This is a genomic window from Marinobacter sp. M3C, assembly GCF_023311895.1.
GTDB lineage: Bacteria > Pseudomonadota > Gammaproteobacteria > Pseudomonadales > Oleiphilaceae > Marinobacter.
The window spans coordinates 4,535,916-4,555,927 of record NZ_CP092284.1 but is presented as its reverse complement, the minus strand read 5'-3'; the positions used below and the strand labels follow the sequence as shown (position 1 = coordinate 4,555,927).

Here is a 20,012-nt window from a genome sequence, read left to right as displayed (position 1 = left end):
ACATTTCCGCCAGGCGCCTTGCGCCAACAAAGCGGAACACTTCAACCGATGAGGGTCAAACCGTGTTAGAAGCCTACCGTGAACACGTTGCCGAGCGTGCAGCTCTGGGTATTCCACCCAAGCCTCTGAACGCCGAACAAACCGCCGCACTGGTGGAATTACTAAAAAAGCCGCCCGCCCCTGAAAACGAAGACGAAGACGTACTGATTGACCTGTTGGAAAACCGTGTTCCACCCGGGGTGGACGAAGCCGCTTATGTAAAAGCCGCGTTCCTGACCGCCCTTGTGAAGGGCGAAGCCAGCTCCCCGGTGATTAACAACGGCAAAGCGATTCAGTTGCTGGGCATGATGCAGGGCGGCTACAACATCACCACTCTGGTGGACCTGTTAGACGATCCCGAACTGGCTGAACCCGCCGGCATTCAACTCAAGCACACTCTGCTGATGTTCGACGCCTTCAACGATGTGAAGGTAAAAATGGACGCCGGCAACGCCGTTGCCAAAGACGTGATTGAATCCTGGGCGAACGCCGAATGGTTCACCAAGCGTAACAAAGTTGCCGACAGCATAAAAATGGTGGTGTTTAAAGTCACCGGCGAAACCAACACCGACGACCTGTCGCCAGCACCCGATGCCTGGTCACGCCCTGACATTCCGTTGCATTCCCGCGCTGCTTATAAAATGACCCGCGACGGCCTGAGCCCCGAAGAACATGGTGTTACCGGCCCCATGGGCCAGATTGCCGACATTAGCGCCAAGGGCCTGCCCGTTGCTTTCGTAGGTGACGTTGTAGGTACCGGCTCTTCCCGTAAATCCGCCACCAACTCGGTGCTGTGGTTCTTCGGTGACGACATCCCTGGCGTGCCGAACAAGCGCGGCGGCGGTGTGTGTATCGGCAACAAAGTGGCCCCTATCTTCTTCAACACCATGGAAGACGCGGGCGCGCTGGTATTCGAAGCGCCGGTTGACGACATGAACATGGGCGATGTGATTGATATCCGCCCGTATGAAGGCAAAATTCTGAACGAAAACGGCGATGTCATCTCTGAATTCAGTTTCAAGTCTGACGTGATTCTGGACGAAGTTCAGGCTGGCGGCCGTATTCCGCTGATCATCGGCCGCGGCCTGACCACCAAGGCCCGTGAAACACTGGGCCTGGGCGCTACCGACCTCTTCCGCCTGCCAGACGACCCCGAAGTTGGCACCAAGGGTTTCACCCTGGCGCAAAAAATGGTCGGCAAAGCCTGCGGACTGGAAGAAGGCCAAGGCGTTCGCCCCGGCACCTATTGCGAACCGAAAATGACCACCGTGGGCTCCCAAGACACCACAGGCCCGATGACCCGTGACGAACTGAAAGACCTCGCGTGCTTGGGTTTCCAGGCTGACCTGGTCATGCAGTCATTCTGCCACACAGCCGCTTATCCCAAGCCGATTGACGTGGAAATGCAGCACACCATGCCAGATTTCATGCGTACCCGCGGCGGTGTTTCCCTGCGCCCGGGCGACGGCATCATCCACTCGTGGCTAAACCGCATGCTGCTGCCAGACACCGTAGGCACCGGTGGTGATTCCCACACCCGTTTCCCCATGGGCATCTCCTTCCCGGCTGGTTCCGGCCTGGTAGCGTTTGCCGCTGCCACCGGAGTCATGCCGCTGGACATGCCGGAATCGGTACTGGTCCGTTTCAAAGGCGAAATGCAGCCCGGCATTACCCTGCGTGACCTGGTGCACGCCATTCCCCTTTACGGCATCAAGCAAGGCATGCTGACCGTGGAGAAGAAAGGCAAGATCAACGAATTCTCTGGCCGCGTACTGGAAATCGAGGGCCTGGAGCACCTGACCGCAGAGCAGGCATTCGAGCTGTCTGACGCTTCTGCCGAGCGCTCCGCTGCAGGCTGCACCATCAACCTGTCAGAAGAGTCGGTGGCCGAGTACCTGCACTCCAACATTACCATGCTGCGCTGGATGATTGCCGACGGTTACGGCGACGCGCGCACTCTGGAGCGTCGCGCCCAAGGTATGGAAGCCTGGCTTGCCAACCCTAGCCTAATGCGCGCCGATTCAGATGCCGAGTACGCTCACATCATCGAAATTGATCTGGCTGATATCAAAGAGCCGATCGTGTGCTGCCCAAACGATCCGGACGACGCCCGCGTTCTGTCCGAAGTCGCCGGCGACAAGGTCGACGAAGTGTTCATCGGTTCGTGCATGACCAACATCGGTCACTTCCGCGCCGCTGGTAAACTACTTGAGCAAAACAAAGAGCCCCTCAAAGTTCGCCTCTGGATGTCTCCGCCCACCAAGATGGACGAGTCCCAGCTGATGGAAGAAGGCTACTTCAAAATCTACGGCGACGCCGGTGTGCGCACCGAGATGCCGGGCTGTTCGCTGTGCATGGGTAACCAGGCGCGGGTAGGCGCAGGCACCACTGTGCTGTCTACCTCTACCCGTAACTTCCCCAACCGCCTGGGCGATGGTGCAAACGTGTACCTGACCTCTGCGGAACTGGCGTCGGTAGGTGCGATTCTGGGTAAACTGCCGACTCCGGCAGAGTACATGGAGTACGCCAAGAACCTGAACAGCATGTCGAAAGAGATCTACAAGTACCTGAGTTTTGACAAGATGGACAACTACACCAGCAAAGCCGCCGAAGCCAATATCGCTTAAGCCTTTGGTACCCAACCGGGGACAGATTTTAAATCTGTCCCCTATCCTAAAAACGCCAGCCCGAGAGCTGGCGTTTTTTTGGTGTAATATAAAAGTTCAGCAGGTCACGGGGTGGGGTGTTCTTTCTGTCGGGAAAAAAATGTCTGAGCGCAGCGAGTTATTTTTCCCAGAAGAAAGGACACCCCGCCCCGGGGCCAGGCACCCAAACAGCCAAATAATTTCAGCCAAAAAAAAGAGGCCCCCGAAGGAGCCCCTTTCATCACCAACCGGGGACAGATTCGAAATCTGCCCCCTATTCGCTTCGTTTACCGTTCGATGTGCTGATATTCACCGGCATCAGCCGTCATGCTGCTAACAGCCATGATCGCAATCCAGGAAGCGATGAAGCCAGGAATGATCGAGTAAACGCCCGGACCATCCATGAACTCACTACCCCAGCCCAGTGAAATCCAGACCATAACAGTAACCGCACCTACAACTACACCAGAGATGGCACCGGTACCGTTAGTGCGCGGCCACATCAGCGACAGCAGAATCAGCGGACCGAACGCAGCGCCGAAGCCTGCCCAGGCGTTACTCACCAGCCCCAGAACCTGAGAATTCGGATCGGATGCAATAAACGCAGCCACCAGGCCAACCAGAACCACACAAACACGACCAACGTTCACGCACTCGCGATCCGTTGCTTCTTTGCGCAGGAACAGGCGGTAGAAGTCTTCCGTCATAGAGGACGAGGACACCAGAAGCTGACTGGAGATGGTACTCATAACCGCAGCTAACAGCGCAGCATAAAGGAAGCCAGTAATCAGCGGGTGGAACAGCAGGTCAGACAAGATGATAAAGAGTGTTTCCGGATCATCAATCACCATACCATTGCGCACTGCATAAGCCCGGCCAAAGATACCCAGAGAAATAGCACCGATTAGCGAAATAGCCATCCAACCCATGCCGATATTACGGGCAATCGGAACATCTTTAAGGGTACGAATAGCCATAAAGCGCACGATAATGTGAGGCTGACCAAAATAACCCAAACCCCAGGTAACCGCAGAAAGCCACCCAATAAAGGTTAGCCCGTCTGTCCAGGACAACAGCGTAGGGTCAATTTCATTCAAGGTCTGAGCCGCCTGCGTATAACCGCCGCCCCCTTCACCAAAGAGCACAACCGCCGGCATAAGAACCAGCGCCAGCATCATTATGACGCCCTGAACAAAGTCCGTCATGCTCACTGCCAGGAAACCACCAATAACCGTGTACACCAGTACTACGCCCAGTGTGATGACAATACCCACTGCATAGTCGCTCAGGCCACCGAAGTTGAAAATGCCGGAAAACGCACTTTCAAACAGCTTACCGCCAGCAACCAGGCCAGACGCGGTGTAAACGGCAAAGAAGATGACGATGACGATCGCCGACACCGTGCGCAATGACAGCGCCTGGGTCGGGAACCGATTTGCCAGAAAGGACGGAATGGTAATGGCATTACCATAATGAACCGTTTGTTCGCGCAGCCGGGGCGCAACCAGCGTCCAGTTTACGAACGCGCCCACAAACAGGCCAATACCGATCCAGGCTGAAGCCAGACCAGATACGTACAACGCACCCGGAAGACCCAGAAGTAACCATCCGCTCATGTCCGAAGCGCCAGCCGAAAGGGCCGCCACTTTTGGACTGAGCGATCGCCCACCCAACATGTAATCTTCGGATGAGGACGTAGATGTGCGCATCGCATAAATGCCGATAGCAATCATAAGCCCAAAATAACCAATTAGACTGATCCAAACGCCAATAGCCATGAAACTCCTCCAGTTCAAATAGGACGGAACCAACTCCGACCGTTCGGCGCATTCACCCGGTAAATTCGGATGGTCGCACCGTTTGTTGTTTTAACTTTCTTTGTTCTCGCCTGATAAATCTCTACTACCTAACAACGCATACCTCGACATCACAATACTTACTGCCTCCCTATTGTTCCAATTCGTTTTTTCTTTCCGTTTCGTGTCGTTTCCATTCCCTACTAATTTAAGAACATCGCGCCCTTCAAACTTTTTCGATACCCAGCGACATCAGCGATGCATTCCCGCCTACCGCCGTCGTGTTAATCGTGCGGGTGCGCTCGGTGGCGAAACGCAACACGTAGTGTGGGCCACCCGCCTTAGGGCCAGTGCCAGACAATCCGCGCCCACCGAATGGTTGAACCCCGACTACCGCACCAATTTGGTTACGGTTAACGTAGCAGTTGCCCACTTTTACCCGGCGTTCGATGTAGGCAGCGGTGGACTCGCTGCGGCTGTGAATACCCAGCGTGAGACCGTAACCGGTGGCGTTGATTTCGTCGATAACCTTGTCGAGCTGTTCTGCCTCATAGCGCACCAGGTGCAAAATGGGACCGAAATGTTCACCGTCCAAATCATTAATACTGCTAATGCCGTAGGCAGACGGAGCTACAAAATAACCTGTAGAACAATCGCTTGGCAACTCACTACGGCCAATAAACCGAGCGTTAGCTTCAAGATTGGCCAAGTGTTTCTCAAGATTCGCTTTGGCTTTCTGGTCAATCACCGGGCCCACGTCGGTGCTGTGACGTTCCGGGTTGCCGACCACCAGCTCATTCATGGCGCCCGCTAACAGGGTCTCCATACGATCGGCTACGTCTTGTTGAACGTAGAGAACCCGCAATGCGGAACAGCGCTGACCGGCACTGGCGAACGCAGACTGCACCACGTCGCGCACAACCTGTTCCGGTAAGGCGCTGCTGTCAACAATCATCGCGTTCTGGCCGCCGGTTTCGGCAATCAACGGCACAATGGCACCGGTGCGTTCCGCCAGCGTGCGGTTCAACACACGTGCAACCTGGGTCGAACCGGTAAAGCAGACGCCGGCGATGCGTGAATCCGGCGTCAGCACTTTACCGAGTCTGGCGCCGTCGCCCGGCAGGAACTGCAGCACATTGGCCGGGAAACCGGCTTCCAGCATCAGCTCCATCCCACGCATGGCCACCAGGCTGGTCTGCTCTGCCGGTTTTGCAATCACGGTGTTACCCGCTACCAGGGCCGCCATAATCTGGCCGGTGTAAATAGCCAGCGGAAAGTTCCAGGGGCTGATGCACAGGAAAACGCCGCGGCCCTCCATGTACAATTCGTTGCTTTCACCGGTGGGCCCTGGCAGCGCGATGGCTTTGGCAAAGCGGGCACGGCCATCGTTGGCGTAGTAGCGGCAAAAATCGACGGCTTCACGCACCTCGTCAATACCGTCCTGTATGGTTTTCCCAGCTTCCTGGCAGCACAGAGCCATCAGCTCTTCCATGTGCTCTTCCATAAGGTTTGCGAACTTTTCAAGGCACAGAGCGCGCTCGTCAACCGGGCGCTCATTCCAGTTACGGAAGCCGGAAAAGGCCGCCTTTAAGGCGTCTTCCGCGTGTTTTTCATCAGCCCAGACTACGTCGCCAACCCGTTTGCTTTTGTCATAAGGCGCGCGCACTTCCGTTTTATCGCCGTCGCTGCGGCGCTCGCCGTTAATGACGGGGCAAGCGTGCCAGCGGGTGCTGTTCCACTTCTGCAGATTGTTTATTAACGGCTCCAGCTGGGATGCCACGTGAATATTAATGCCGCGGGAATTACGGCGCTGCTCGCCAAAAATATCCATAGGCCCAGGAATGCGACTGTTCGCCAGCGAGTCGTATTTCTGCAGTTCCTGCACCGGGTTTTGCACCAGGTCTTCAATCGGTGTGCCGGCATCGACCAAGCGGTGTACAAACGAGGAGTTGGCGCCATTTTCCAGCAAACGGCGAACCAGATACGGCAGCAGATCTTTATGAGCACCCACCGGGGCATAAATACGAACCGGAATGTCGTGTTCTTGAAGAATGCTGTTGTACAGGGCGTCACCCATACCGTGCAGGCGCTGGAACTCAATTTTACGATTGCGTTTCTTGGCCATAGCCAGAACCGCCGCAACCGTGTGTGCGTTATGACTCGCAAGCTGCGGATACAGCGCACCGTCAGTATAGTCACTCAGCAAAAAGCGCAGGCACGCCAGGTAGGAAGTATCGGTGGCTTCTTTGCGAGTGAATACCGGATAGCTTTCAATGCCCATTTGCTGGCACATCTTGATTTCAGTGTCCCAGTAGGCGCCTTTCACCAAGCGAATGGGAATTTCGTCACCGGTTTCCTTCGCCAGCTTGGCCAGCCAGCACAGCGCCGGCAGAGCGCGCTTTGAGTAGGCCTGAATAACCAAGCCGAAACCGCCCCAGCCTGATGCGGCCGGTGACTTCAGAATTTTCTCGAACAGCTTCAGCGACAATTCCAGCCGGTCCATTTCTTCGGCGTCTATGGTGATAGACACGTCTTTGTCACGGGCGAACTGCACAAGGTCACACACGGTACTGTATAGCTCGGTGAGCACCCGGTGTTCCTGGGAAACTTCATAACGTGGGTGCAGAGCTGACAGCTTGATGGAAATCGACGGCCGCGGTGCGTTATTTTGCGGATAAGGATCATTGCCTACCGCCTCAATCGCCTGTAGATAGTCTTTCAGGTAGCGATCAGCATCGTCTTGCGCCATCGCGGCTTCGCCGAGCATGTCGAAGGAATAGCTGTAACCCATCTTGCGGTAATCACGGGCCTGTTTCAGGGCTTCGTTGATGTCACGGCCCAATACAAACTGCTTGCCCATAATGGCCATGGCTTGGTTCATGGCACCGCGAATTACTGGCTCGCCGCTGCGTTTAACCAAGCGGTTCCAGACGTTCGACGGTGAACCATCGAGGCGCTTGTCCATCTTCACCACACGACCGGTCAGCATCAAACCCCAAGTGGAGGCGTTAACCAGTGTCGATTCACTGCGCCCAACGTGTTTTTCCCAGTCAGCGCTCAACATTTTGTCTCTGATCAGTGCATCAGCGGTGTGCTTATCCGGAATACGCATCAGCGCCTCAGCCAAACACATCAACAAAATGCCTTCCTGGGTGTCCAGGCTGTATTCCTGAAGCAGCGCGTCAATCATGTGCACGGAGCCGTTCTGCGCGCGCACTTTTCCAATCAGTGAACTGGCGGTATCGGTTATCGCCTTGTGCTCGGAGGCGTCACTCTGTGCAAGCGGTATAAGCTCTTTCAGATAGGCGGCTTCGTCTACCTGATAGTTTTCCGTTAATCCCTGCCAGAAGAAGGAACGCGGCTGCTCTTGAAACGCCGGCTCCAAAACCTTACTCGCACGAAACATAAAGACACCTCTGCCAAAACGGATACCCAGGGAGCACGTCTGTCTCCAATACAGGCGCACCAAGAAAATCGCACATCATGTATTGATGCCAGTCCTCATACATTAGTATTACTACGGATCTCGATCTTGCAAATTTCTACTGTTTATTTGCAAATTCCTGCAGAAATTAAATTTACCCGCTAAAACCCCGAAAAATCAAAAAAATTGGAAGACATCGAAAGAAAACGGAAGGAAATCGGAGCTTAACACCGACCGCGCAAAGCACTGGCGGTCGTTCCGCGGTACTTTTGCAGCGCGTTGGCCAATGCGCTTTGGGAAGAAAATCCAGTACGGTGACTAATTTCAGACACAGACAGCGACGTTCTCTCGAGCAGTTGCGAAGCTTGTTCGAGCCGGGTCTGCAAAAGAAATTGATGGGGTGTGGTGCCGGTGCTCTGACGGAACAGATCGTGAAAGCGGCTGACACTCAGGCAAGAAACCGCAGCCATGTCCCGAACGCCAATGTCACGATGCAGATTTTCAAGCAAAAAACGGCGCACCATGTCCGGGTTCACAGCGTTGCGCTGCGGCGCAGGTTGCCGCGGTGTTTCTGCCAGGCGCTGAGCCAGGCAATGCAGAATGGTCCCCGCCAAGTGCTGGTGCAGTGAGCTGTTTTCCGGAGCCCGGTCAAACTCGTCGGCGGCAAACTGCACCAGACCTTGAAGGCGGTTGTCCAGGCGCACAGTACTGGATTGCCGGAACAGGGGTTTCAGGCGTTGATAATGGCTGTGAGCATGGCTCCCGACCTTGGGCATATAAGGATCGACATCGATCACCAATACATGATTACGTTGGTCGCCGCTGTAATCATGGCGAGCATCTGTGGGAACAAGGCACGCACGCCAGGCATCTAGATGGGAAGCATTGCCATCAACGCACAAGTCGGCCTCCCCCTGCACACCCACAACCACCTGATGGTGTTCGTGGCGATGCTGGTGCGAAGCGGTAGGCAGTTTCAACAGCTTTGCGTTCAGCATAAGTTCCGCTCTTTGACGCGGATAAGCGCCTTTCAGGATTCACTCGTGTGCACGGAGAATCCGCGTACCACTAAAGTAAAGCAGTCGTCGCGCAAATATTCAAAGACTGACTATAACTTGAAACAAGCGTTTCACATCCGCACTTACCCGCGCCAGCGGTTGGCTGGCGTCAATAATGTGATAACGCTGAGGATCGCGACAGGCACGCTGCAAATAGGTTGCGCGAATACGGGCGAAGAATTCCACGGTTTCCTGTTCAAAGCGGTCCAGCTCTCCACGCTTGCGGGCGCGAGCCATGCCGGTTTCCACCGGCGCATCCAGCAGCACAACATGGTCAGGGCGAAGATCGCCCTGCACCAGCGTTTCCAGCAACCCTATACGCTCGGCGGGCGTGCCGCGGCCACCGCCCTGGTAGGCGAAGGTTGCATCGGTAAAACGGTCACAGAGCACCCACTGCCCCGCGGTTAGCGCCGGCAGTATGCGCGTATGCAGGTGCTGGGCACGGGCGGCGAACATCAGTAGCAGCTCGGTCAGCTCGTGCACCGGTTCATCCCGCGGTGCCAGAAGGAGCTCACGAATCGCCTCGGCCATAGGTGTACCGCCGGGCTCGCGGGTGATCAGAACGTCTATACCCGCAGCGCGCAAGCTGGCCGCCGCAGTGGCCAACTGGGTTGACTTCCCCACCCCTTCGGTGCCTTCAAAGGTTATAAAACGGCCCCGCTGACTCATGGCTGTTTTTCCTGTACTTCCTGTTGTACGGAAGTGCTCTCGGTGGCGTCCTCAACGGGCGCCGGAGACGACCGGTAATCACTACGCCGGTTTAGCTGGAACTGCCTGACCGCCCGCTGGTGTTGAGCCAGAGTATTGGAAAACGTGTGCGTGCCATCACCGCGAGCCACAAAAAACAGCGCTTTACCGTCAGCGGGGTGCAGGGCTGCGTGAATGGCTTCGCGACCGGCCAGGGCGATGGGCGTGGGCGGCAGACCGTCAATTCGGTAGGTGTTATAAGGCGTGTGCGTCTGCAGATCTTTGCGGGTAATGCGGCCTTTGTACTGGCTGCCCATGCCGTAAATAACCGTTGGGTCGGTTTGCAGGCGCATGCCCTTGTGCATGCGCCGCACAAACACGCCAGCTACCTGCTCACGCTCGTGCGCTGCGCCGGTTTCACGCTCGACAATAGACGCCATAATCAGAGCTTCGTAAGGCGTTTTGTAGGGCAAATCCGCGGCCCGGGCAGCCCACTCTTCCGCCAGCACGCTCTGCATACGGTCGAACGAGCGCTGCAGCACATCAAGGTCGGAGTTGCTGCTGATAAACAGATAGGTATCGGGGAAAAACCAACCTTCGGGATGCTCGCCGTCGGCACCTACCGCCGTCATGATTTCAGCGTTGCTCCAGTCTGCTGTTTTTTGTTGCAGGCGCGGAGCCGCGGCCAGCGCCTTGCGCACATCGGCAAAGGTCCAGCCTTCGATAAATTGCAGCGCCCAGTGCTTGGTATCGCCGTCGATCATCATTTGCAGCATGTTTTTCGGGCTTTGGCCGTCTATAAATTCATACTCACCGGCCTTAACCAGGGTTTGCTGCGGATGCAGCCTACCGTATACCCGCAACCACAGACTATCGGGCACCAGATTCTGTTGCTCCAACTGCCGGGCAACCTGGCTAAAAGCGGTACCCTGGGGTACGGCGAACAATTGCGGCTGTTTCAGCTGGCCTGGCACATCCAGAGTTTTCAGGCCCTGGGACACCCACAGTGCCGTTCCGGCCGCCATCAGCAGCGCCGCTCCCAGCATCATTAGAATTAATTTATTCAACAAGGACAGTTTTTTAAACAAGGAATCTATTCCAGAGTGGTCAGCAGGTCACAGATTGTCGCAAGTCCGCCGGTGACAGGCAAATGAGCATTAGCCAATTGATAAACCGGCACCACACCCAGCACGCTACTGAGCAAATACAGACCTTCGCAGGCCGGCACCCTAAGGTCAGCCAGCCTGAGCGAACGCTCCAATACCAGTTCACCGCGGCGGCGCAGGCAATCCAGCACCCACTGGCGCATCACACCGTCTACCGCCAGAGCCGTTGCCGGCGGCGTTATCCATCCGGCAGTGGTTTTTACCAGTAGATTGGTTCTGGTGCCCTCTACCAGGCAATCGTTGTGGTCACGCATGATCAACTCGAAAACCCCATCGGTCAGTTCACGAGCCGCCATCACCTGCTCCAGGCGATTCAGGGTTTTCATACCGGCCAACTGTGGGTTAACCGTTAGTCTTTGCCGTGCAATATCCGCGACCACACCCGTTGCAGACGGCAGTGGCGGCAACGGCCCGGCGCTGATCAGCAACTGCGGGCGGCTGTTACTGTCTGGGCGATAGCCGCGTCCGCCCGGGCCACGGCTAAGAATCAGCTTCAGCACCCAGCCACCTTTCCCGGGCCAGCCGCCTGTCCCGGAATGAGCGTCAGATTTTTCGCCAAAACCCGGAGCATAGCGTTCCGCCGCCAATTGGCAGGCGCGGCTCAGGGCATCGTGGGCAACCGTAATACCCAGACGTTCGGCATCGGCTAGCAGTCGGCGCTGGTGGCGGCCCAGCAGTACGCCACGCTGGCCCTGCATGCGAATGGTTTCAAAGAGCCCGTCACCGTAGGCCAGCCCGCGGTCATTCGCCGTCAGCCCGCCCTCTTCCGCCCATACAACATTCACCACCTGCCCGCTCCCACTTTCGATTCCTTCTCTTTTTCCGCTTCCGCTTTCGAGCCGATTTTTGCCAATAAAAAAGCCGCACCTTGAATTACCAAGGGCGGCTTTTTTATTGCCTACCGAACGTCATCGTATCAGGTATGCGATACGATGTAGTCGATGGCATTCTGAACGCTGGCCAGTTTTTCGGCTTCTTCGTCAGGAATTTCAGTTTCGAATTCCTCTTCCAACGCCATAACCAGCTCAACGGTGTCCAGTGAGTCAGCGCCCAAATCTTCAACAAAAGAAGATGAGTTCTGAACTTCGGACTCTTTAACGCCCAACTGCTCACAAACAATCTTCTTAACGCGCTCTTCAACTGTACTCATAACGTCCTCACTTTGTGTGTCAACCAAGCAACCAATTGCTGCCAGTTTAGTGTAAAGCCTAACTGCAAACAAGCAGCGGCTGTTGGTAACCAATTGTGCGCCAAGGGTTTACCGCACATGCCCGCCTGCGGGCTTAACCCATGTACATACCGCCGTTTACGTGAATGGTTTCACCCGTCACATAGGCAGCTGCATTCGATGCCAGAAACGCGACAACTGCCGCGACTTCTTCCGGCTCACCCAAACGACCCGCAGGAATAACGTTCAGCATAGCGTTACGCTGACCGTCGTCCAGTTTACGGGTCATATCAGTATCAATAAACCCTGGAGCCACACAGTTGGCAGTAATTCCACGGGCAGACATTTCTTTTGCCAGGCTTCTAGTAAACCCCTCAACACCGGCCTTGGCCGCGCAGTAGTTACCTTGACCCGCGTTGCCCATGCTGGCAACGACCGAGCTGATATTAATCACCCGGCCCCAGCGCGCTTTTGCCATGCCGCGCAGTACCGCTTTACTGGTGCGGTATACGCTGGTCAGGTTGGTTTCCAGCACATCGGCCCAGTCATCATCTTTTAAACGTAGTAAAAGATTATCACGGGTAATACCGGCATTATTGACCAGAATCAGCGGAGCGCCGGATTTTTCGGCGATCGTTTTCAGACCGTCTTCAATGTTCTTCAGGTCGGCAACGTTCATCACCAAACCGTAGCCTTTGAAGCCACCGGCCTGCAATTCGGCGCTGATCGATTCAGCACCTGCGGTGGTGGTGGCGGTACCGATTACTTCGGCACCCTGCTCTGCCAAAGCCCGGGCCACGGCTTTACCAATTCCCCGGGTAGCACCGGTAACCAGTGCAACTTTGCCTTCCAGAGACATGCAATGCTTCCTTATTCAGTACGAATTTATAGTTGAATAATCAACAGATTCAGCCCGTTATCAGGCTTTAGGAAACGCGGCCAGTGCTTTTTTCAAGCTGGCTTCGTCTTCAATATGGTATACCGCCAGGTCGCGTTCTATGCGCTTGATCAGCCCTGCCAGTACTTTTCCGCTACCGCATTCAACAGCCACTTCTACACCATTATCAACCAGAGTGCGCACCGAATCTGTCCAGAGTACCGGCGAATACAGCTGCTGCAAAAGGTTTGACTTAAGTTTAGCGGAATCTGTCTCGGCCGCGGCGTTAACATTTTGTATAACAGGCACGCGGGCGTCGCTGAACCTTACCGCGTCTAAAGCGTCTGCCAGTTCTTCAGCCGCGCCTTTCATCAGCGCACAATGTGATGGCACGCTAACCGGCAACGCCATGACTTTACGGGCGCCTTTCTCTTTACAGGCTTCAATCGCGCGATCGACAGCGGCGGTATCGCCGGCAATCACCACCTGGCCCGGGGCGTTAAAATTCACCGCCGATACCACATGCCCTTGCGCCGCACTCGCACAAGCCGCAATCACGTCGGCGGCTTCCAGGCCAAGAATTGCGGCCATTTTACCTTCACCGGCGGGCACCGCTTCTTGCATCAGTTCACCGCGCAGCCGCACCAGCTTGACTGCTTCCACAAAATCCAGGCTCTCGGCAGCAACCAGTGCGCTGTACTCACCCAGGCTATGGCCGGCGAAAAAGTCCGGCGAAACACCACCTTCTACACACCACTGGCGCCACAGAGCCACGCTCGCTGTTAGTAATGCAGGCTGGGTAATCATGGTCTGATTCAGCTCTTCAACCGGGCCTTTCTGGCACAGCTGCCACAGGTCATAACCCAACACGTTAGACGCATCGTCAAAGGTTTTGTTAATAATGGGCCAGGTCTCGGCGGCTGCAGACAACATGCCGATAGACTGAGAACCTTGGCCGGGAAAAATAAAGGCTAATTTCATAGGGCGAATCTTATCGTCTTTAAAGGTTTGCGGAAGTTAGCCAATAGTGCAAGCCAAGTCGTACACGCCAGAGTGGCTATGAGTGCTTGACCAGTACCGGGCAAAATCAATTTAGCCGCAGTGTAGCCTATGCGCCAGGCCAGCGCAGGTTCTACGCCCTGATCATAACAGGATTTCATCAAGCCGTTCGTTAATGCGCCGGGGTACCTCGCACTCAACCTCACGCACTGCCAGGCGAACCGCTGCCAGCACAGCACGCTCATTGGCATTACCGTGGCTTTTAACCACCACTCCCTGAAGGCCAAGCAAACTGGCTCCGTTATGACGCGACGGATCAATTAGCCGCAACAGTTTCCGCAGCAGCGGCTTGGCCAGCAAGCCCACGAAACGCCCATACAGCGAGCGAGTGAACGCCTGCTCCAACAGCTCAATTAACAGCCCGGCCACACCTTCGCCGGTTTTCAGAGCGATATTACCCACAAAACCGTCGCACACCACTACATCGGCAACATCACGGAACAGATCACTGCCCTCCACATAGCCAATGTAGTTAATGGTATCGCTCTGGGCCAGTAAGTGAGATGCAAGACGCACCTGTTCATTGCCTTTGACCTCTTCTTCACCCACATTTAAAAGTGCCACACGGGGTTCAGACTTACCGGCTACAGCGGTGGCCAATAAAGACCCCATAAACGCGTACTGGTAAAGATTTTCAGCACTGGCGTCCACGTTGGCGCCCAGGTCTAGCACGTGGCAGCAACCCCTTAACGACGGTATAAGTTTAGCGATCGCAGGGCGCTCGATACCCGGATACATGCCAATGATACTGCGCCCAAAACCCATCAGAGCTCCGGTGTTGCCGGCACTAACGCAACCGCCGGCTTTGCCCTCGGCGACCAGGCGCACAGCCACCGCCATCGACGAATTTCGCCTGTGGCGCAGGGCGAACGACGGGCGGTCATTCATTCGCACCACGTCAGCCGCTTCCTCAATACGGATGCGGCTGTGGCCCTGTGGCGCGCTCTTTAACAACAAAGCCTCAAGCTCACTCCGGATTCCCACCAGAATGATGCTCAAGGCTTTATTTTCGTGCACTGCCTGAACCGCCGCCGAAACAGTCACCGCAGGCCCACGATCACCGCTCATGGCGTCGATCGCAATTGTGACAGGCTTCACCGTGTGTGTTTCAGGCATAGATCAAAGCCATTCCGTAACGGAATTACTCGTCGCGCGCTTCAATTACCTGCTTACCACGATAGAAGCCGTCAGGCGACACGTGGTGGCGGCGATGTACTTCACCAGTAGTTACGTCGGTAGACAGCGCAGTGGCGCTCAGCGCGTCGTGTGAACGACGCATGCCACGCCTGGAACGGGTTTTACGACTCTTCTGTACAGCCATGGTTCAACTCCTGACCTGTAAACGCAATCCTGAGCTAAAAAGCTGCAAGTCATGCGTATGGTTATTAATGAAAATGAAATGCGCTGAAAACGGATTTTGAAACAATAGTTCGAAAACACAGTTCAAAAGAAGCTTTCAGTGCTTCGTGTTCTTAAGACCCGCCAGCACACTGAACGGATTCTCGGCGGATTTCCCGGCCGGCTCTTCTGCATTGCCGCCAGGCTCCAGGGCTTCAAGATCTTCCCGCGCCGGGCACTCGTCGCGTTCATGGAGCGGGAACGGCGGCAGCACCAACAACAGCTCGTCTTCAACCATAAACCAGAGGTTCGCGTTGAAGTCGTTTGTCAAAAACGGTTCAAGGCTCTGCGGTAGCCTTTGCGCCTGCTCGTCGCTGGTTACTAACCCCAGCTCAAAGTGTGAACGCAACGTTACCTGCATTGGCCCCATGCAACGCTGACACTGCAGCTGTACCGGAGCCGCCAGCTCTCCACTTACGACACGGCGACGTTCAGGATCCATCCGAAAGGACAGACGAACGCTGCAAACGGCGTTGTCATCCAGGCCCATAACGGCCTCGCGGAAACGCAGTAAAGCCCCAGTAGGCACTTCGCCTTCCAGAACCGTATGCTGTTCCGCCAACTTGTATGGATCGACGGATTTGGGTAGCTTGGGATTTATCGCATTTGACATAGGCGCGCAATTCTAGGGGCGACATGGCCCCGTGTCAAAGACTTCGTCGGCTTTTGGCCGAGTTTTACAGATAGCCTAACAAGGATACACCATGGTAAACGCATCTTTGCCCCGCAGCGACCACGCCAAGCAAACCGACAATGACGCTGGGCCCACCCTGGTGCTGGCGTCATCTTCACCTTGGCGGCGGGAGCTGCTTCAGCGCCTGGGCCTGAATTTCGACTGTGCCAGCCCAAACATTGATGAAAGCCCGGCCAGCGGCGAAGCACCGCAAGAACTGGCGTTGCGCCTGGCCCGGCAAAAAGCCGAAGCCCTGGCTGAACAATACCCGCACCACTGGATTATCGGCTCGGACCAGGTCGCCTGCCTGGCCAATGGCGAACCTCTCGACAAACCCGGAACACACAGCAATGCCGTGAGCCAGCTCACCCGCAGCAGTGGGCAACAGGTGTCCTTTTATACCAGCCTGTATTTATTAGACAGTTCTAACGGTGCCAGCCAGCAGCATTGTGAGCCATTCAACGTGCAGTTCCGCTCCCTGAGCCTGGCGGAAATAGAAGCCTATTTGCAGCGCGAGCAACCCTACCAGTGCGCTGGCGCCTTTATGATGGAAGGCCTCGGAATCACTTTGTTCGACAGCCTGCAGGGCCAAGACCCGAACGCGCTTATTGGTCTGCCCCTGATTGCTCTCAACCGAATGCTCATTAACTGGCACTACAACCCGCTGCTGCAAAACGCCCGCTGCTAGCGCGTAAGCGCCAACGTATTAACGTAGCCTTTTAACTCAACTCTGGTTAACGCAGCTCTTTACCGCAATTCCAGGCGCTGCTCGCTGACGTATTGCGCCACACCATGGCCCACCGAAACGCCAAGCTGATCCACCAGATTCCGAAGCGGCGAGCGCGCGCTACTGTAATCAACCAGATTTTCATGGCCGACAATCTGCCGTGCCACATAGGAGGTACTGCCAAGGCCATCAATCAACCCAAGTTCCAGCGCCTGTTCGCCACTCCAGATCAGGCCGCTGAAGACTCTTGGGTCGTCTGCCAGGCGGTCACCCCGGCCTTGCTGCACGGCCGCAATAAACTGCCCGTGCGTGTTCTCCAGAACGCTTTGCCAGAACGCCACTTCTTCTGGTTTCTCGGCAGAGAACGGGTCTAGAAAACCCTTACTCTCGCCGGCGGTGTACAGCCTGCGCTCTACCCCCACTTTTTCCATCACTTCGGTAAAACCAAACCCGCCTGCTACCACACCAATGGAACCTACCAGACTGGCGCGATTGGCGTATATTTCATCGGCCGCAGACGCAATGTAGTACGCACCCGAGGCGCCAACGTCAGAAATCACCGCGTACACTTTCTTGTCGGGATATTCAGCCCGCAGACGCTTGATTTCATCGTACACGTAACCGGACTGCACCGGGCTGCCACCCGGGCTGTTGATGCGCAAAATCACCGCAGCGGCGTCGGGCTCTTCAAACGCCGTACGCAACGAATTGATAATATTATCGGCGCTGGCCAACTCATCGGCGGCAATGGGGCCATCGACGCCTACCACCGCGGTGTGCATGCCACCGGTCGCACTTTCGAGCCCCTGCCCCAGCGGAAACTTGAACAGCAACACAATCCCGAACAGATACGCAAACGTCAGAAACTTGAAAAAGATGCCCCAACGCCGGCTTCGGCGCTGCTCCACCTGCATCGACATGACCAGCTTTTCAATCAGCTTGCGGTCCTGGCGGCTCTGTTTTCCTTCGCTTGCGCCGGCTACTGCCGCTGGCTGATCATTCCAGCCTGGCTTGCCGTCATTTTTACCTGAATCCCATTCGCTCATTTCACATCCTCTATGGTGACTGCCTTATTCTTACAAACCCAAAACCTGACGCAATTCTGTGACCGTTTCAACAATGGCGTGAGGCGCATACTGGCCCAGCACGTCACGCTTGTGCACCCCCCACTCCACGCCGATGGATGGCATGCCAATGCGTTGCGCCATGTCCAGATCGTAGCGGGTATCGCCAATCATCACCGCCTGTTCAGGCTTGATACCGTAAAACTCCAAAATCCGCGCCAACATCGCCGGATCTGGTTTTGAGCGGGTTTCATCGGCGCACTGGGTGATCCCGAAATGCGGGCCCAAACCGCTGGAGCTAAGCGCGAAATCCAGCCCGCTCCGATTTTTACCGGTGGCTACGGCACAGTGACGCCCGGCGCCGCGCAAATCCGTCAGGGTATCGGCAATACCGGCAAACACATTTTGCGGGGTTGTCGTTTTTTTGAAAAAATACTCACGATAGCTCTCCCGCATACCAGCGATGCATGCAGCGCTAATGCCGGGGTATAACTTCTGCAGTGCCTCTTCAATGCCCAGCCCGATAATATCCCGGTAAGCCTCGCGCGGAAGCGCCGGGAAACCCAGGGCGGTCGAGGCCAGGTGCAGACTCTCGGCAATGTGCTCTACCGAATCCACCAAGGTACCGTCCCAATCGAAAATAACCACTTTTACGTTCATGAATTGCGTCCTGTGCGGGCTGCAAGTTTCTGTAAGGCCGCCGCGAAGGCGTTGTCATAAGGTGCTTCCAACTTCAGCGCAGGGCTTTGGCCGTCGCTGTCGGGCGGCAAGCTCAACTCCAACGCCCGTGCGTGCAGCATCAGGCGCGAGCCCCCCAATGCGCGGAACGCCTTCAGACTGGCATCGTCCATATATTTGTCGTCACCGGCAATAGGGTGGCCGGCAAAGGCGGCGTGCACGCGAATCTGATGAGTACGGCCGGTGACCGGTGACGCCTCCACCAGGCTGTAACCGTCGTAGCGCTCCAGACAGCGAAACAACGTCAGCGATTCTTTACCGGAACTGTCCACTTTTACCCTGCGTTCGCCGTTAGGCATCTCATAACGCAGCAACGGCTGAGCCACTTTGCCCATCCCTGCCGGCCAATCGCCAGATACAAGAGCGTGGTAATGCTTACGAATGTGCCTGTGCCGCAGTTCATCTTGCAGGTAACGCAGCGCCGAGCGTTTCTTCGCCACCATCACCAATCCCGAGGTATCCCGGTCAAGCCTGTGCACCAACTCCAGAAACCGCGCTTGTGGTCGCCCGGCCCGCAACACCTCAATCAGCCCGAAGCTCAAGCCGCTGCCGCCATGAACCGCAATACCGGACGGTTTATTCACCACCAGCAGCTGTTCGTTCTCAAACACGACAGCCGCCTCTATCACCGCCTGCACCCTATCGCCGGGCGCGGCCTGGGGCACCTTTTCTTTGCGCACCACCGGAGGAATGCGCACTTGATCGCCGGTTTTTACCCGGGTGTCAGGCTTTACGCGGCCCTTGTTAATTCGAACTTCACCTTTGCGAACAATGCGGTAGATGATACTTCTGGGGACACCCCGCAGCTGCGCCATCAGGAAATTGTCCAGACGCTGGCCGTCATTGTCTTCATCTACCGTTACCCACAACACAGCCGGGCGCGAGGTCTCCGGAGACGGATTTTTCTGCGACATGAAATTCCTTTAAAATGAAGCGGGCAGCGTTGCTTGGCCCGGGAAATACTGCTATATTCCGATGTGCTACGCCGTTTGTTTACGGCCTGACAGACTTCAGTCAGAAGCCGGAGCGGTTGCAGTATACCGACACTACTTGCGAGTTTGAATTGCAGTGGCTTGCAAGCTTGAAATGAAGCAGCTCTTAAGTTCGAAGTGCAACAGTAATGCCGGGCTCCTAATTGTTACAGCCTTGGCAACGAAAGACTCCCCGCACCCCGGCGCAGAACCAACATTGGCTGCTAACCGGCACGGGAGCCGAAACAAACCTTGCGGAACACCGCCGGGGACGACATAACGAAGATTCATTGCCACGCAAGGCCGGGCCGTCCAGTTTACGAACACGACGTAAGACCAAGCACTTGTGTGAACCTGAAAACGGATAACATGCGCCTACAGACAATCACCTGAACCGTTCCTTTCCTGCCCGCGGGCACCGGAATCATCGGCGGTGATCTTGAACCAACAGAGTTTCGCCCCGTAAGGGCTTGATTCGTCTGGCAGCCTCCACTTCGCTAATGCCTTTCTCGATGGTTTTCT

Annotated in this window: 17 protein-coding genes; 2 read left to right on the top strand and 15 right to left on the bottom strand. The window is 55.8% G+C overall.

All coding sequences use genetic code 11. The features are described 5' to 3' along the window. The first annotated feature begins 62 nt into the window (after positions 1-62). Positions 63-2,666 carry a bifunctional aconitate hydratase 2/2-methylisocitrate dehydratase gene (gene acnB, locus MIH18_RS21405; RefSeq protein ID WP_249013444.1) on the top strand — a complete coding sequence of 868 codons (2,604 nt, stop codon included), beginning with the start codon at positions 63-65 and terminating at the stop codon, positions 2,664-2,666. Positions 2,667-2,971: 305 nt separating this feature from the next. Here the strand turns inward: acnB and putP are convergent, their stop codons facing one another. The 12 genes from putP to MIH18_RS21345 all read right to left on the bottom strand — a co-directional run bounded on the left by putP (position 2,972) and on the right by MIH18_RS21345 (position 15,930). Then, the gene (gene putP / locus MIH18_RS21400; RefSeq protein ID WP_249013443.1) at positions 2,972-4,462 is read right to left on the bottom strand and encodes a sodium/proline symporter PutP; all 1,491 of its coding nucleotides are present in this window, start codon (positions 4,460-4,462) and stop codon (positions 2,972-2,974) included. A 244-nt stretch (positions 4,463-4,706) separates the two neighbouring features. Next, positions 4,707-7,886 carry a bifunctional proline dehydrogenase/L-glutamate gamma-semialdehyde dehydrogenase PutA gene (gene putA, locus MIH18_RS21395; protein ID WP_249013442.1) on the bottom strand — a complete coding sequence of 1,060 codons (3,180 nt, stop codon included), beginning with the start codon at positions 7,884-7,886 and terminating at the stop codon, positions 4,707-4,709. A gap of 242 nt (positions 7,887-8,128) precedes the next feature. Continuing rightward, positions 8,129-8,902, bottom strand: coding sequence for an AraC family transcriptional regulator (locus tag MIH18_RS21390; protein ID WP_249013441.1), 774 nt, complete (start codon positions 8,900-8,902; stop codon positions 8,129-8,131). A 99-nt stretch (positions 8,903-9,001) separates the two neighbouring features. Beyond that, positions 9,002-9,631: a dTMP kinase gene (gene tmk / locus MIH18_RS21385; protein WP_249005295.1), complete on the bottom strand. Its 630-nt coding sequence runs from the start codon at positions 9,629-9,631 to the stop codon at positions 9,002-9,004. Then, positions 9,628-10,737: an endolytic transglycosylase MltG gene (gene mltG / locus MIH18_RS21380; protein WP_249013440.1), complete on the bottom strand. Its 1,110-nt coding sequence runs from the start codon at positions 10,735-10,737 to the stop codon at positions 9,628-9,630. Before mltG ends, tmk begins: the two co-directional genes overlap by 4 nt. A gap of 5 nt (positions 10,738-10,742) precedes the next feature. Next, on the bottom strand, positions 10,743-11,603 hold the full coding sequence (locus tag MIH18_RS21375) for an aminotransferase class IV (RefSeq protein WP_249013439.1): 861 nt from the start codon (positions 11,601-11,603) through the stop codon (positions 10,743-10,745). Positions 11,604-11,731: 128 nt separating this feature from the next. Then, the gene (acpP, locus tag MIH18_RS21370) at positions 11,732-11,965 is read right to left on the bottom strand and encodes an acyl carrier protein (protein WP_014871749.1); all 234 of its coding nucleotides are present in this window, start codon (positions 11,963-11,965) and stop codon (positions 11,732-11,734) included. A 133-nt stretch (positions 11,966-12,098) separates the two neighbouring features. After that, positions 12,099-12,842: a 3-oxoacyl-ACP reductase FabG gene (fabG, locus tag MIH18_RS21365; RefSeq protein WP_249005298.1), complete on the bottom strand. Its 744-nt coding sequence runs from the start codon at positions 12,840-12,842 to the stop codon at positions 12,099-12,101. A gap of 60 nt (positions 12,843-12,902) precedes the next feature. Beyond that, positions 12,903-13,841 (bottom strand): ACP S-malonyltransferase, encoded by a 939-nt coding sequence (fabD, locus tag MIH18_RS21360; RefSeq protein WP_249005299.1) that lies wholly within the window; start codon positions 13,839-13,841, stop codon positions 12,903-12,905. Between the two features lie 162 nt (positions 13,842-14,003). Further along, positions 14,004-15,035, bottom strand: coding sequence for a phosphate acyltransferase PlsX (plsX, locus tag MIH18_RS21355; protein WP_249013438.1), 1,032 nt, complete (start codon positions 15,033-15,035; stop codon positions 14,004-14,006). A gap of 25 nt (positions 15,036-15,060) precedes the next feature. Beyond that, on the bottom strand, positions 15,061-15,240 hold the full coding sequence (gene rpmF, locus MIH18_RS21350) for a 50S ribosomal protein L32 (RefSeq protein WP_007351786.1): 180 nt from the start codon (positions 15,238-15,240) through the stop codon (positions 15,061-15,063). 135 nt (positions 15,241-15,375) lie between these two features. Further along, complete coding sequence (locus tag MIH18_RS21345) at positions 15,376-15,930, bottom strand: YceD family protein (RefSeq protein WP_249005301.1); 555 nt, start codon at positions 15,928-15,930, stop codon at positions 15,376-15,378. Between the two features lie 91 nt (positions 15,931-16,021). On the opposite strand from MIH18_RS21345, the gene MIH18_RS21340 reads away from it, so the two are divergent. Next, entirely contained in the window at positions 16,022-16,678 is a 657-nt protein-coding gene (locus tag MIH18_RS21340; protein WP_249013437.1) for a Maf family nucleotide pyrophosphatase, read from the top strand. 59 nt (positions 16,679-16,737) lie between these two features. On the opposite strand, the gene MIH18_RS21335 is transcribed toward MIH18_RS21340, so the two are convergent. From MIH18_RS21335 to rluC, 3 genes are read right to left on the bottom strand one after another with little or no spacing between them, the layout of a single operon-like run. Then, complete coding sequence (locus tag MIH18_RS21335) at positions 16,738-17,763, bottom strand: S49 family peptidase (protein ID WP_249005303.1); 1,026 nt, start codon at positions 17,761-17,763, stop codon at positions 16,738-16,740. Positions 17,764-17,793: 30 nt separating this feature from the next. After that, positions 17,794-18,441: an HAD-IA family hydrolase gene (locus tag MIH18_RS21330; protein WP_249005304.1), complete on the bottom strand. Its 648-nt coding sequence runs from the start codon at positions 18,439-18,441 to the stop codon at positions 17,794-17,796. Beyond that, on the bottom strand, positions 18,438-19,433 hold the full coding sequence (gene rluC / locus MIH18_RS21325) for a 23S rRNA pseudouridine(955/2504/2580) synthase RluC (protein WP_249013436.1): 996 nt from the start codon (positions 19,431-19,433) through the stop codon (positions 18,438-18,440). The genes MIH18_RS21330 and rluC overlap by 4 nt, the downstream gene beginning before the upstream one ends. Positions 19,434-20,012 lie beyond the last annotated feature (579 nt).